Origin of the sequence: Photorhabdus sp. HUG-39 (assembly GCF_963878365.1) — a bacterium.
Lineage (GTDB): Bacteria > Pseudomonadota > Gammaproteobacteria > Enterobacterales > Enterobacteriaceae > Photorhabdus > Photorhabdus kayaii.
Genome location: NZ_CAWNWY010000007.1, coordinates 70,175 through 85,140, shown reverse-complemented (window position 1 = coordinate 85,140; position 14,966 = coordinate 70,175). Strand labels below are relative to the sequence as shown.

Annotated in this window: 13 protein-coding genes; 9 read left to right on the top strand and 4 right to left on the bottom strand. The window is 44.6% G+C overall.

Going from position 1 to position 14,966, the window contains the following annotated elements; all coding sequences use genetic code 11:
- The first annotated feature begins 52 nt into the window (after positions 1–52).
- Entirely contained in the window at positions 53–703 is a 651-nt protein-coding gene (gene rluA, locus AAC155_RS06895) for a bifunctional tRNA pseudouridine(32) synthase/23S rRNA pseudouridine(746) synthase RluA (RefSeq protein WP_112876462.1), read from the top strand.
- 236 nt (positions 704–939) lie between these two features.
- Here rluA and djlA read toward each other — a convergent pair whose 3' ends face one another.
- On the bottom strand, positions 940–1,761 hold the full coding sequence (djlA, locus tag AAC155_RS06890; protein ID WP_113041541.1) for a co-chaperone DjlA: 822 nt from the start codon (positions 1,759–1,761) through the stop codon (positions 940–942).
- 35 nt (positions 1,762–1,796) lie between these two features.
- Here djlA and AAC155_RS06885 point away from each other — a divergent pair, with 35 nt between their 5' ends.
- The 7 genes from AAC155_RS06885 (at position 1,797) to apaH (ending at position 8,786) form a co-directional block, all read left to right on the top strand.
- Positions 1,797–1,973 carry a hypothetical protein gene (locus AAC155_RS06885; RefSeq protein WP_158536511.1) on the top strand — a complete coding sequence of 59 codons (177 nt, stop codon included), beginning with the start codon at positions 1,797–1,799 and terminating at the stop codon, positions 1,971–1,973.
- A gap of 97 nt (positions 1,974–2,070) precedes the next feature.
- Positions 2,071–4,395 (top strand): LPS assembly protein LptD, encoded by a 2,325-nt coding sequence (lptD, locus tag AAC155_RS06880; RefSeq protein WP_113041540.1) that lies wholly within the window; start codon positions 2,071–2,073, stop codon positions 4,393–4,395.
- A gap of 79 nt (positions 4,396–4,474) precedes the next feature.
- Positions 4,475–5,776 (top strand): peptidylprolyl isomerase SurA, encoded by a 1,302-nt coding sequence (surA, locus tag AAC155_RS06875; protein WP_113041588.1) that lies wholly within the window; start codon positions 4,475–4,477, stop codon positions 5,774–5,776.
- Positions 5,763–6,755 (top strand): 4-hydroxythreonine-4-phosphate dehydrogenase PdxA, encoded by a 993-nt coding sequence (pdxA, locus tag AAC155_RS06870; protein WP_191214786.1) that lies wholly within the window; start codon positions 5,763–5,765, stop codon positions 6,753–6,755. The genes surA and pdxA overlap by 14 nt, the downstream gene beginning before the upstream one ends.
- Positions 6,748–7,566, top strand: coding sequence for a 16S rRNA (adenine(1518)-N(6)/adenine(1519)-N(6))-dimethyltransferase RsmA (gene rsmA / locus AAC155_RS06865; protein ID WP_113041538.1), 819 nt, complete (start codon positions 6,748–6,750; stop codon positions 7,564–7,566). Before pdxA ends, rsmA begins: the two co-directional genes overlap by 8 nt.
- 12 nt (positions 7,567–7,578) lie before the next feature.
- Complete coding sequence (apaG, locus tag AAC155_RS06860; RefSeq protein WP_113041537.1) at positions 7,579–7,956, top strand: Co2+/Mg2+ efflux protein ApaG; 378 nt, start codon at positions 7,579–7,581, stop codon at positions 7,954–7,956.
- Between the two features lie 2 nt (positions 7,957–7,958).
- Positions 7,959–8,786 (top strand): bis(5'-nucleosyl)-tetraphosphatase (symmetrical) ApaH, encoded by an 828-nt coding sequence (apaH, locus tag AAC155_RS06855; RefSeq protein ID WP_112876455.1) that lies wholly within the window; start codon positions 7,959–7,961, stop codon positions 8,784–8,786.
- Positions 8,787–8,829: 43 nt separating this feature from the next.
- On the opposite strand, the gene folA is transcribed toward apaH, so the two are convergent.
- On the bottom strand, positions 8,830–9,315 hold the full coding sequence (folA, locus tag AAC155_RS06850; protein WP_113041536.1) for a type 3 dihydrofolate reductase: 486 nt from the start codon (positions 9,313–9,315) through the stop codon (positions 8,830–8,832).
- 179 nt (positions 9,316–9,494) lie between these two features.
- Between folA and AAC155_RS06845 the strand changes: the two genes are divergently transcribed.
- Positions 9,495–10,109 carry a LysE family translocator gene (locus AAC155_RS06845; RefSeq protein ID WP_113041535.1) on the top strand — a complete coding sequence of 205 codons (615 nt, stop codon included), beginning with the start codon at positions 9,495–9,497 and terminating at the stop codon, positions 10,107–10,109.
- A gap of 41 nt (positions 10,110–10,150) precedes the next feature.
- Here the strand turns inward: AAC155_RS06845 and carB are convergent, their stop codons facing one another.
- On the bottom strand, positions 10,151–13,375 hold the full coding sequence (carB, locus tag AAC155_RS06840; protein ID WP_112894955.1) for a carbamoyl-phosphate synthase large subunit: 3,225 nt from the start codon (positions 13,373–13,375) through the stop codon (positions 10,151–10,153).
- A 15-nt stretch (positions 13,376–13,390) separates the two neighbouring features.
- Positions 13,391–14,554 (bottom strand): glutamine-hydrolyzing carbamoyl-phosphate synthase small subunit, encoded by a 1,164-nt coding sequence (gene carA / locus AAC155_RS06835; RefSeq protein ID WP_112894956.1) that lies wholly within the window; start codon positions 14,552–14,554, stop codon positions 13,391–13,393.
- Positions 14,555–14,966 lie beyond the last annotated feature (412 nt).

Here is a 14,966-nt window from a genome sequence, read left to right as displayed (position 1 = left end):
ACTAAGAACCCTATTCCCGCGCCTCCCCTGATATTCAGCTACCGGAGCCTTAATGGAAGCTTATAATCCTCCTACCGATCCTTGGTTACATGTGCTCTATCAGGATCAATATATCATTGTGGTCAATAAACCCAGTGGGCTACTTTCTGTTCCCGGTCGGGCAGAAGAACATAAAGACAGCATTATGACGCGGATACAACAACAGTTTCCAGCGGCAGAATCTGTTCATCGGCTGGATATGGCAACCAGCGGCGTAATGGTAGTTGCACTGACCAAAGATGCAGAGCGTGAACTGAAACGTCAGTTCCGTGAACGAGAACCGGAAAAAACCTATATTGCGCGGGTTTGGGGACGTCTGGAACCAGAAACGGGTCTTGTCGATTTACCGCTGATTTGTGACTGGCCGAACCGGCCAAAGCAGAAAGTGTGTTTTGAAACCGGGAAATCAGCCCAGACTGAATACGAAGTACTCGCTTACGAAGATGAGGCAACTCGCATAAAACTCTCACCGATAACGGGTCGTTCACATCAGCTCAGGGTGCATATGCTAGCACTTGAACACCCTATTTTGGGAGACCGGTTTTACGCTCATCAGCAGGCAAGAGCAATGGCACCTCGCCTGCAATTACATGCACAAGAATTATATATCACACATCCGGTCTATGGAACGCCAATGCATTTTCAGTGTAAAGCCGATTTTTAATTAATAGACAAATACGGTAACCGAATCCAATGAAGCCAATATCAGACACAAGGCCAAGCCACAGCAAGCCAAAAGAACACGGATATTTGCCATTTTTTGCATTCCTCTCTAAGTTAAAACAAAATAAAACATAAAATATTCTAATATTTTAGAGGAATAAAAAATAAACTCAACAGCCGTAGGGGATATTATTCCCCTATACATTTAGTGACATGTTTTTAAAAATAAAAAATGGGTTATTTAAAACCCTTCTCTTTTTTAATGAGATCATAGGCAGCCTGAATTGACTGGGCCTTTTGTTTAGCAATCTCCATCATTTCCGGTGGTAAACCTTTTGCTACCAGCTTATCCGGATGGTGTTCACTCATCAATCTACGATAGGCACGTTTAATTGTCGTCGCATCATCCTTTTCACGCACCCCCAACACCTTACAGGCGTCCGCGAGTGTTGGCCCCTGCGCAGCCTTCTGATAATCGCCATACTGCCGTTGCTGCCACTCTCCTCCATCACCGAAATTGCGGCCACCTTCCATCATGGCAAGGAATTGTTCGAATTGGTTACGAGAGATCCCAAGTTCATCAGCAATAATAAACAGCACCGTCCTCTCGTTCGGATGCAATTGACCATCAGAAAATGCCGCCTGTAACTGGATCTCCAAAAACATGCGAATTAAGTCAGACCGGCCAAAACAGGCACGACGCAATTGTCTTAGTGTCTCACGCAAAGGAAAATTAGGCTCTTTACCTTCACGAAAAGCCTGCTGTGCTGCAATCCTAGCTTGCCCGTGAAGTTGCATTCGTTCCATTAACTGGCTCGCAAGCCGGATATCTGTTTCAGTCACCCGCCCTTTTGATTTAGTAATATGGCCCATCACCTGAAAAGTACTGCTGAAAAATAGCAGTTGGCGAGACTGATTATTTGCAAAAAAACCTTGGTTTCTCCGTACACTGGCCCTATCAAGCATATGGCCAATAAATAGGCCAATGACAATACCCCAGAAGCCTGCTCCAGACACAACACCAAAGATCAGCCCAAGCAATTTTCCCCAATAATGCATATACTCCTCAATTCACCAATGCTCTGAGTGTAGTTTTGCATTATCATACTATTCATTCAGCTCTGTGCCTAACGGCAAGATATACCCTATGGATTTCAAGATGCATCGCGACGGCAAAGGAGCGAATCCCCGGGAGCATAGGTAACTATGTGACCGGGGTGAGTGAGTGCAGCCAACAAAGAGGCAACTTGAAAGATGACGGGTATAAGTAAAGGTATGACTTTACACTGGCGTATATTCATCGAGTACGCTAGTCTCTTGAGGTTTGCCCGGCATAATGCCACTGATGACGGAACCGCATAAATATCTATGAAGAAATGTTATCCAACTTTGCTGGCCACAACGGTATGGGCCGCACTTTATGGTCAGCATGCACATGCTGATCTCGCAGCGCAGTGTATGCTGGGGATACCTGTTTATGATCAGCCAATCATTAATGGCGATTTAAATCAACTTCCTATCAATATTCTGGCAGATGATTCACGCGCAGGTTATCCACGTTCTGCTAAATTTATCGGTAATGTTAATATTAAACAGGGTAATAAAACCCTGACCGCCGATCAGGTACAACTTGATCAAACAGAAGATAAAGTTCCGTTAAGAACCGTAACTGCAACGGGCAATGTCCATTATGATGATCCCCTGATTATTCTGAAAGGTCCACGCGCTTGGTCTAATTTAAATAATAAAGATACCGATATGTATCAAGGTGATTATCAGATGGTCGGGCGTCAAGGACGCGGCACCGCAGACAAAATGAAACTGCGTGGTGAAAACCGTTATGCCATTCTGGATAACGGTACTTTTACTTCCTGCCTGCCGGGTAATAATAGCTGGAGCGTTGTCGGCTCCGAAGTCATTCTTGATCGCGAAGAAGAAGTGGCAGAAATATGGAATGCCCGTTTCAGAGTGGCTAACGTTCCCGTATTTTACAGTCCGTATCTTCAATTACCGATCGGTAATAAACGCCGTTCCGGTTTTCTTATTCCTAACGCCAGCTATTCCAAAAATGACGGCTTTGAATTTCTGCTGCCTTATTATTGGAATATTGCACCAAATTATGATGCCACGATTACACCGCACTATATCAGTAAACGTGGTTTAAAACTGGATAATGAATTCCGTTACTTGACCAAAGCAGGCACAGGAACCCTTGCTCTCGACTGGCTGAATAACGACGAACAGTATGTCAAAGACAAAAAGGCAAACACACGTACCGCCAGAGAAAGTGATAATCGCTGGTTATTTTATTGGAGACACAGTGGTGTGATGGATAGGGTATGGCGTTTTAATATCGACTATACCAAAGTCAGTGATCCCGAATATTTTTCTGATTTCAGCTCTCAATATGGTTCCACCACCGATGGCTATGCCACACAAAAATTCAGTCTGGGCTATGCTCAACAAAACTGGAATGCCACGCTATCAACTAAACAGTTCCAAATTTTTTCTAAAGATACCAGTAGAAAAGCTTACAGAGCAGAACCTCAGTTAGATTTGAATTATTACAAAAACGATCTGGGGCCATTTGACCTTAAAGTTTATGGTCAGGCGGCGAAATTTACCAGTGTAGGTAAAAATAACCCGGAAGCAACCCGCTGGCATCTGGAACCCTCCATTAACCTGCCACTCTCCAATGGCTGGGCCAGTATGAATAATGAAGTTAAGCTGATGGCGACTCACTATCAGCAGGATATTCCCAAAGCTACCGAGAATGCTGAATATAAAGAATCTGTTAACCGGGTTCTGCCACAGTTCAAAAGCGAAGCCAAAATGGTATTTGAGCGTTCAACGTATCTGAACAACAATTACACCCAAACGCTAGAACCGCAGGTTCAGTATCTGTATGTGCCATACAAAGACCAAGATAATATCAATAACTTCGACTCATCTTTACTGCAAACTGACTACAGCGGCCTGTTCCGTGACCGCTTTTATGGTGGCCTGGACCGTATTTCATCGGCCAATCAAGTGACTACCGGTCTCACTACCCGTATTTATGATGAAGGTTTGGTTGAACGTTTTAACCTGTCATTAGGTCAAATCTATTACTTTGAACGTCCACGCACCGGTAAAGAAACCATCATCAACAGTAAAGATAGTACCGGCATGATGACCTGGGCAGGTGATACTTACTGGAAAATTAATGATTCCTGGGGCTTGAAAGGGGGTATGCAGTACGATACTCGCCTGAGTAGCGTAACGATGGGAAATGCAGTACTAGAATATCGCCGTGATGAAGACCGACTTGTACAGTTGAACTATCGTTTTGTTGACAGAGATTATATCCAAGCTACAGCTAAGAGTGCTCCGGCTTTCCAGCAAGGGATTTCTCAAGTTGGTCTGGTTGCAAGTTGGCCGTTAAGTGATCGCTGGGGTTTAGTAGGTGCTTACTATTACGATACTAAAGAACAGCAACCAGCAAGTCAGTTAGTGGGTTTGCAGTACAACACTTGTTGCTGGGCAATTAACGTTGGCTATGAACGTAAGATCGTTGGTTGGAAAGACAACAATAGCGAATATGACAACAAATGGTCATTTAACTTTGAACTTCGTGGCTTAAGTAACAATCATAGTTTGGGTAGCAAAAAAATGTTGCAGTCTGGCATCATGCCATACCAACGTGCATTCTGATGCTATACCCTATGGATTTCATTTTGATATTAAACATGATAAATCCGCTATTGCGGAACCTACATATGATGGGAAAAGTATGAAGAACTGGAGAACTCTCATTTTCGGATTGATGTTTTCAGTGAGTACTGCCTTAGCTGCGCCTCAGCAAATGGATAAAATTGCTGCGGTCGTTAATAACGGGGTGGTACTGGAGAGCGACATCAATAACCGCTTACAATCTGTCAAACTGGATGCGCAACATGCTGGCCAGCAAATACCAGATGAACAAACGCTACGTCATCAGATCCTTGAGCGTCTGATTATAGATAATATCCTGCTACAAATGGCAAAACAGATGGGGATCACCATTCCTGATCAAGCATTGGATTCTACAATTGCCAATATTGCAGCCCAGAACCACATCACAGTGGATCAAATGAAACATCGCATTGCTGCTGACGGAATGAGTTTCGATACTTACCGTGATCAGATCCGTAAAGAGATGCTGATAGCAGAAGTGCGCAATAATGAAGTCCGCCGTCGTGTCACCATTTTGCCTCAAGAGATCGATGCCTTAGTTAAACAAATTAGCAGCCAGAATACTAACGATACTGAACTGAATATCAGTCACATTCTGATCCCATTGCCAGAAAATCCTGATCAGGCACAAATGGAAAAAGCCATGACGGTAGTGCAGAAAATTATGTCTGAACTTAAACATGGTGTTGATTTCGGTAAATTGGCTATCGCCTATTCTGCCGATCCACAAGCGCTGAAAGGCGGTAATATGGGTTGGAGTAGGCTTCAGGAGTTACCAACTCTGTTTGCTGAACAACTGCAATTAGCTCAGAAAGGTGCCGTTGTTGGCCCAATTCGTTCCGGTGTTGGCTTCCATATTCTCAAAGTTAATGACATCCGTGGCGGTAATCCAACCATCGCCGTCACTGAAGTTCATGCCCGCCATATTCTATTAAGAACTTCTCCTGTCATGACCGATGATCAAGCGCGTACCAAGTTGCAGCAAATCGCCAGTGATATTCGCAGTGGAAAAACTGATTTTGCCGATGCCGCCAAAGAGTTTTCAGATGATCCAGGCTCCGCCCTGCGTGGTGGTGATCTCGGCTGGACTACCCCTGATATCTACGATCCTGCTTTCCGTGACGCATTAATGCGACTGAACAAAGGTGAAATCAGCCAGCCAGTTCACTCATCTTTTGGTTGGCATCTGATCCAACTGCTGGACACTCACAAAGTTGATAAAACAGATGTCGCTCAGAAAGATCGTGCTTACCGTATGTTGTTCAACCGTAAATTCACCGAAGAAGCACAAAGCTGGATGCAGGAACAACGCGCCTCAGCTTATGTGAAAATTTTAGATGGCAGCGATGCACAACAATAAACCGATTGTTATTACCCCCGGCGAGCCTGCCGGGATTGGGCCTGATTTAACAGTGGCTCTTGCTCAACAAAGTTGGCCAATGCAATTGGTCGCTTGCGCAGACCCCAACCTGCTTCTCGACAGAGCCAGACAACTTAATTTACCTTTGCAACTACAAGAATATTCTGCTGACAAAACCCCCGAACCACAGGCTGCCGGGACGTTGACAATACTGCCAGTTCCTCTTCATGTACCCGCAATCGCTGGCGAATTGAATCAAGAAAACGGTAGATATGTCACCGAAACACTGGCACAAGCTTGTGACGGTTGTTTAAACGGGGAATTTTCAGCATTAGTCACAGGGCCAGTTCATAAAGGGAATATCAATGATGCCGGCGTGCCTTTTATCGGCCATACTGAATTCTTTGCCGACCGCAGCGGATGCCAACGAGTCGTCATGATGCTTGCGACAGAAGAACTTCGGGTTGCCCTAGCAACCACGCATCTACCCATTGTTGATGTACCAAAGTCCATCACTTTCGATAGTCTGCGAGAAGTGATTACTATTCTTAACCATGACTTAAAAACAAAGTTTGGCCTGGCAAAACCCTGTATTTATGTTTGCGGTCTGAATCCTCATGCGGGAGAAGGCGGCCATATGGGACGGGAAGAGATTGATGTTATTATTCCTGCGTTAGCCAGTCTGAGAGCAGAAGGCATCGTGCTGGAAGGCCCTTTACCGGCAGATACTTTGTTTCAACCTAAATATCTTCAACATGCAGACGCCGTACTCTCGATGTATCACGACCAGGGATTACCCGTGTTAAAATACCAAGGTTTTGGCAGAGCAGTGAATATTACATTGGGCCTGCCGTTCATCCGGACTTCGGTCGATCATGGCACAGCACTGGAACTGGCCGGGACAGGTCAAGCTGATGTGGGAAGCTTTATCACCGCATTAAATTTAGCAATTAAAATGATACAAAACAGTAATGAATAACAGAGTCCACCAAGGGCACTTTGCCCGTAAACGTTTCGGGCAGAACTTCTTAACCGATCAATTTGTCATTGATAGTATTGTTGCCGCTATCAATCCACAACCCGGCCAAGCAGTGTTAGAAATTGGCCCCGGTCTTGGTGCATTGACAGAACCGGTCGGCGAACGTATGGATAAAATGACCGTGGTTGAACTCGACCGCGATTTAGCCGCACGTCTACAAGTTCATCCACAATTAAAAGATAAACTGACCATCATCCAGCAAGACGCCATGACGGTTAATTTTGGCGAATTGTCTCAGCAAAGAGGGAAGCCGCTACGCGTCTTTGGTAATTTACCTTATAATATTTCCACGCCGTTAATGTTCCACCTTTTCAGCTATACTGATGCTATTGATGATATGCATTTTATGTTACAAAAAGAGGTGGTAAACCGTCTGGTATCTGGCCCCGGAAGTAAAGCTTTCGGGCGTTTGAGTGTCATGGCCCAATATTATTGTCAGGTTATCCCTGTGCTGGAAGTACCGCCAACCGCGTTTACTCCCGCACCTAAAATCGATTCAGCCGTTGTACGTCTGATACCGCACAAAAGCATACCTCACCCCGTCAAAAATATTCGTATGCTGAGCCGGATCACGACTCAAGCTTTCAACCAACGGCGTAAAACTATCCGTAACAGCCTCGGTGATCTTTTTACTGTAGAGCAGCTAACAGAACTTGGTATCGATCCAAGCACTCGTGCAGAGAATATTTCTGTTGAGCAGTACTGTAAAATGGCAAACTGGCTATCAGAACAACCTGAAATGCAGTCATAACAGGAGTCAATTATGATTAATACGCCCAGGGTTTCTATTCAGGTACAAAGTGTTTATGTAGAAAGCCAATCGTGTCCCGATCAACAGCGTTTCGTTTTTGCCTATACAATTACTATTCGAAATCTTGGGCGTGAACTGGTTCAGTTAATTAATCGTTACTGGCTGATTACCAATAGCGATAGCCATCAAACGGAAGTTCAAGGGGAAGGTGTTGTTGGTGAGCAACCCATAATCCAGCCAGGTACCGAATACCGTTACACCAGCGGCGCGATATTGGAAACACCCTTGGGTACTATGGAAGGCCATTATGAAATGGTTGACCACAATGGCGAACCATTTCGCGTTGCCATTCCGGTTTTCCGTCTGGCTATCCCAACGCTAATTAATTGATTATGTCTACATATCTCATTGGTGATATTCATGGCTGCTACCGTGAATTACGTGCTTTATTAACGAATGCTAATTTTGATCCTAAAAAGGATACATTGTGGTTAACAGGGGATTTAGTTGCCCGAGGCCCAAACTCTCTTAAAGTTCTCCGATATGTTAAACAGTTAGGTTCAGCCGTAAGAATGGTATTAGGTAATCACGATCTCCATTTATTGGGCGTTTATGCCGGGATCAGCCGTAATAAACCTAAAGATAAAATTGATACGTTACTATCTGCACCAGATGCCGATGAATTAATTAATTGGCTACGTAAACAACCATTACTACAGTTCGATGATGATCTAAAACTGCTCATGACACATGCCGGTATTACGCCTCAATGGGATTTGGAAACAGCCAAAATGTGTGCCAGCGAAGTTGAAACCATGCTCAACAGTAGCTGTTACCCTCTGTTTCTCAATTCCATGTATGGGGATATGCCAAACAACTGGTCACCAGAACTCTCTGGGCTGGCACGTTTACGTTTCAGTACTAATGCATTGACACGTATGCGTTACTGTTTTCCAAATGGTCAGTTAGACATGTTGTGCAAAGATAAGCCCGAAAACGCGCCTGCGCCGCTAAGACCTTGGTTTGAACTGGAACGTCAGATCCCATCAGAGTATGCCATCGTTTTTGGTCACTGGGCATCATTGGAAGGCCAGGGAACACCCGAAAGGTTTTATGCATTAGATACAGGCTGTTGTTGGGGAGGACAACTGACGATGTTGCGTTGGGAAGATAAGCAATATTTTACACAATCATCGTTACCGGCAGTAAAACAGCATTAAGCCAGACACGCCGTGAAAAAAGCTCATCGGCGTGTTCTATCAATTAGAGACGACGTTGCAAAATCTCAAAACAGTAGCTGTGAGAATTTAATTCATCGGCATCATGGTACTCAGTAAATACAGAATCCCATTCATCCGGTTCATAGTCAGGAAAATGTGTATCACCTATCACTTCTGCATCGATGTGAGTCAGGTACATACGACTCGCTCGTGAAATAAATTGGCCATAAACTTTACCACCACCCATGACCATAACCTCTTCTGCATCACCTGCTACAGCCAGTGCTTCATCAACTGAACTGACCCAAGTTACACGCTCGTCATTACCCAGCTGACTACTCAATACAATATTGAGTCGGCCGGGTAACGGGCGACCTATGGATTCATAAGTCACCCTCCCCATAATAACGGGTTTATTCAATGTATTACGTTTAAACCAGGCTAGATCCCCCGGTAGATTCCACGGCATTTTATTCTCCATGCCGATAACCCGATCCATAGCTAAAGCAGCGATCAAGCTGATATTCATTAAGCCACCTTAATAGGCAAATAGTATAAAAATTGATGACACTATACGGAAAGGGATGTACCCAGTCGATAGGCTCAACGCTTTCTTAAGTACAAAAGATTAATTTATACTTGGTTTATTACTTAAGACATTTATTGATCAAAATAATAACAAAGCTAATATTAACCATAGGGTACATTATGCTGGAAACATCACTAGTCGTCATCATTATCTCAACGTTGGGTATGCTCTCTCCCGGCCCCGATTTCTTTCTGGTAGTCAAAAATGCCATACGTTATCAACGTTCTGCCGCCATGATAACAGTTGCGGGCTTAATCGCCGCTATCACTTGTCATATGGCTTACTGTGTCGCCGGGTTGGCTATTGTTATCACCACAACGCCGTGGCTATTTAATCTGATGAAATATGCCGGAGCGGCTTATCTTATTTGGATCGGGATCAATAGCTTGCTTTCTCGCGGAGGCAATAGCATTCTCCTAGACAATCAGCCACGACAGATTATCACTTTCAAAAAAGCGTTTATGCAGGGGTTTTTATGTAATTTGCTCAATCCCAAAGCAACGTTATTCTTCCTGGCAATATTTACTCAGTTGCTAAATATCAATTCTGGTGTTAACGAAAAATTGTGGTATGCCTCTATTATCTGGGGATTGTCGGTCATCTATTGGCCACTGTTAGTCATATTGATCCAAAGCACACCGGTACGCCGCAGATTAGCTAAGGCTCAGAAGATCATCGATAAACTACTTGGCATTGTTTTGATTGGTTTAGGTGTCAAAGTGGCACTGGGATAAATAAATCATAACCCCAGCCACTGCTGGGGTCTGGTCAGAGACTAGCTATTAATCATCGCATGCATTTCCTGTACAGAAATCACCTGCTCAGTTGGATCGGCACTCAGTGCCATTGTTGTAGCAAATCCACCATTTAATGTGGTGTCATAATGCACTTTATATTGCAGTGCACTACGGCGAATAAGTTTGGAATCCTCAATCGCCTGACGACCCGCAGTCGTGTTTACAATATAGCTATATTCACCATTTTTGGTTCTATCCTGAATATGCGGACGCCCTTCGTGAACTTTATTCACCAGACGAGGGTTAATCCCCGCTTCACCTAGCACAACCGCAGTACCGTGAGTCGCATCCAGTTCAAAGCCCTGTTTCAGCAACTTAGCGGCCAAATCCACAACCCGGCCTTTATCACCTTCACGCACGGACAAAAGTGCTCTACCATTTTGCGGCATTCTGGCGTTACATCCCAATAGTGCCTTTGAGAAAGCTTCAGCAAATGTACGCCCAACCCCCATCACTTCTCCAGTTGACCGCATTTCAGGCCCAAGAATCGGATCCACACCAGGGAATTTGTTGAAAGGCAATACAACTTCTTTCACTGAATAGTATGGTGGAATGATCTCCTGAGTTGCATCTTGCTCAACCAGAGATTGACCAACCATCACACGAGCCGCAACTTTCGCCAGTGGTAAACCGGTCGCTTTAGAAACAAATGGCACAGTACGAGCCGCACGCGGATTGACTTCAATCAGATAAACTTCGTCATTCTTGACAGCAAACTGGACATTCATCAAGCCACGTACACCCAATTCAAACGCCAGTTCTTCTACCTGCTGACGCATGACATCCTGGATTTCCTGACTTAGGGTGTAAGCAGGCAGTGAACAAGCTGAGTCGCCGGAATGCACACCGGCCTGTTCAATATGTTCCATAATGCCGCCGATTAATACACGCTCACCATCACAGATAGCGTCAACATCCACTTCTACTGCATCATCAAGGAAACAATCAAGCAATACTGGGGCATCATTAGAGACATTGACCGCCGTCTGGAAGTAACGACGTAGGTCAACTTCGTCATATACGATTTCCATCGCACGGCCACCCAAAACATAGGATGGACGAACCACCAACGGATAACCCAGAATATTTGCCTTCTCAACTGCCCGTTCTATCGTGGTCACTGTGGCATTTTCGGGTTGTTTCAGGCCGAGGCGATTTACCGCCTGTTTGAAACGTTCACGGTCTTCCGCACGATCAATCGCATCCGGGCTGGTACCAATAATGGGAACACCGGCAATTTCCAGTTCACGAGCTAATTTCAGCGGAGTCTGCCCACCATATTGAACAATCACCCCTTTTGGCTGCTCAACACGCACAATCTCAAGAACATCTTCCAAAGTCACCGGTTCGAAATAGAGACGGTCCGAAGTATCGTAATCTGTTGAAACGGTTTCCGGGTTACAGTTCACCATAATGGTTTCATACCCATCTTCACGCAGTGCCAAGGCCGCATGAACACAACAATAGTCGAATTCAATCCCCTGCCCAATACGATTAGGGCCACCACCCAATACCATGATTTTTGGCTTGTCACTATTCGGATTAGCCTCACACTCATCTTCATAAGTGGAATACATGTATGCAGTATCAGTGGCAAATTCTGCCGCACAGGTATCAACTCGCTTGTAAACCGGATACAGATTATATTTGTGGCGCAGTTTGCGGATCTCTTTTTCGGCCACACCGACCAGTTTCGCCAAACGTGCATCAGCAAAACCTTTACGCTTCAGATGGCGCAGGAAGTCGGCCGTCAAGCTGTTAATGCCCTGCTCTGCTACTTGCTCTTCCAATCGCACGAGTTCTTCAATTTGCACTAAGAACCAGCGATCAATATCAGTCAGGTTAAAAACACCATCAACAGACATACCCGCACGGAAAGCATCCGCGATATACCAGATACGCTCAGCACCTGCATCTTTTAATTCGCGACGAATTTTAGTCAATGCTTCTGGATCATCTAAACTGACTTTCGGGTCAAAACCGGTTGCCCCCACTTCCAAACCACGCAATGCTTTTTGCAGAGATTCTTGCTGAGTGCGACCAATCGCCATCACCTCACCAACAGATTTCATCTGGGTTGTCAGACGATCATTGGCTCCAGCAAATTTCTCGAAATTAAAGCGAGGAACTTTAGTCACTACGTAGTCGATAGAAGGTTCAAAGGAAGCTGGCGTGCGACCACCAGTGATATCATTCATCAATTCATCAAGGGTATAGCCCACAGCCAATTTAGCGGCAATTTTAGCGATCGGGAAACCTGTCGCTTTCGAAGCCAGCGCAGAAGAGCGAGAAACGCGTGGATTCATTTCGATGATAACTAAACGGCCATTTTTTGGGTTCACCGCAAACTGTACGTTAGATCCCCCAGTTTCTACACCGATTTCACGCAATACCGCCATCGAAGCGTTACGCATGATTTGATACTCTTTATCCGTCAGCGTTTGCGCCGGGGCGACCGTGATGGAATCACCAGTGTGAATCCCCATTGCATCAAAGTTTTCAATAGAGCAGACGATAATGCAGTTATCGTTTTTATCCCGCACAACTTCCATTTCATACTCTTTCCAACCAATCAGAGATTCATCAATCAAGAGTTCGTTGGTTGGTGAAAGATCCAGGCCACGCTCACAAATTTCCTCGAATTCTTCACGGTTATAGGCAATACCACCACCGCTTCCGCCCATAGTAAAGGAAGGACGGATAATACAAGGAAAACCGACTTGATCAGCAACTGCCAGCGCTTCTTCCATTGAATGAGCGATACCAGAACGCGGAGTTTCCAAGCCAATCTTTTTCATTGCTATATCGAAACGGCGGCGATCTTCCGCTTTGTCAATCGCATCTGCGGTAGCGCCAATCATGGTAACGCCAAACTCTTCCAGTACTCCCTGACGCTCTAGTTCTAGCGCACAGTTGAGTGCAGTTTGTCCGCCCATTGTTGGCAGAATCGCATCGGGACGCTCTTTTTCAATGATTTTACGTACCACTTCCCAGTGGATCGGCTCAATGTAAGTGGCATCGGCCATTTCTGGATCAGTCATAATAGTAGCAGGGTTCGAGTTCACCAGAACGACACGATAACCTTCTTCCCGTAACGCTTTACAAGCTTGTGCTCCTGAGTAGTCGAATTCACAAGCCTGACCAATAACAATTGGACCCGCTCCCAGGATCAGGATACTTTTAATATCAGTACGTTTTGCCATTTTATTTTCTCCTGATTACTTGGTGTTATGACGATTATTTTTCTGACAATACTGCTCAATGAGTTCAATAAAGTGATCAAATAACGATGCAGTCTCATGTGGACCGGGGCTAGCTTCTGGGTGCCCCTGGAAGCTAAATGCAGGTTTATCGGTATGATGAATCCCTTGCAACGTGCCATCAAACAGAGATTTATGAGTAACGCGCAAATTTGACGGCAGTGATTTTTCATCCACGGCAAAGCCGTGGTTTTGTGCAGTAATCATTACAACATTACATTCAAGATCTTTCACCGGATGGTTACCACCATGATGGCCGAATTTCATTTTCATCGTTTCAGCGCCACTGGCTAACGCCAACAATTGGTGTCCAAGACAGATACCAAAAATCGGAATTTCTGTCTCAAGCAGGGTTTTGATTGCGTCGATTGCATAACCACAAGGCGCCGGATCTCCTGGCCCATTGGACAAGAAAATACCATCCGGATTCAGTTTCAGTACATCTTCCGCCGATGTCTGGGCAGGAACAACTGTCAGGCGGCAGCCACGATCCACCAGCATTCGCAAGATATTACGTTTTGCACCAAAGTCATAAGCAACAACATGATAAGGCAGATCCTGTTCTTGCTTATCTTCCGGTAATCCCCCCGCCAGCTTCCAGCTCCCCTGTAACCACGGATAAATCTGTTTAGTTGTCACCTCTTTTGCTAAATCCATCCCCTCCAGCCCCGGAAACGCTTGTGCTTTTTCCAGTGCAACCTGAGCGTCAATCTGTTTACCTGCTATAATACAACCATTCAGTGAACCCTTTTCTCTTAACAAACGCGTCAGTTTACGGGTATCGATATCTGCTATCGCAACAATATTATGACGTTTAAGGTAATCGGAAAGCGTTTCTTCGCAGCGGAAGTTACTGGTCAACAGTGGTAGATCACGAATCACTAGCCCTTGGGCTTGTACTTTTAGTGATTCTTTATCGACTGAGTTAACACCGACATTACCAATATGGGGATAAGTAAGAGTGACAATTTGGCGGGAATAGGAAGGGTCTGTGAGAATTTCTTGATATCCGGTCATCGAGGTATTGAAAACCACTTCCCCAACTGCCGCCCCTTCCGCACCTATGGCACGACCGTGGAATTGGGTTCCATCTTCCAGAACCAATATAGCTGACTTAATCAAAACACCCTCCAAAGAATAATTACTCGCAATTAGTGCATATTAATTCAGATTTATTCCTCAAAATCAATGCAAAAGCTGCTTTTTAGGCAAAATTTTGGCAAATTGCGCGCATTCTAATGATGAGAGGGAGAGTTGTCTACAAAAAATGTTACTTTTCTTATTTTTTTGCACACTTCGCCAGACAGACCAATGAAATAAGACTGAAAATAGCAATAAAGTTAATTTATAAAATGGTAATTAGCATAGAAGATTTGATTTTCAGATGAAAAGTTGAAAATAATCACAAAAAGGAGAAGAAAGCAGAAAGTTAAGGTTATAAATAAGACAAAAATAGAAGAAATAAACCAAAAAACAATAGGATTAAACAAAGAAATTAAAAATCGCACAATAAAATATTTAATTATGCGATATC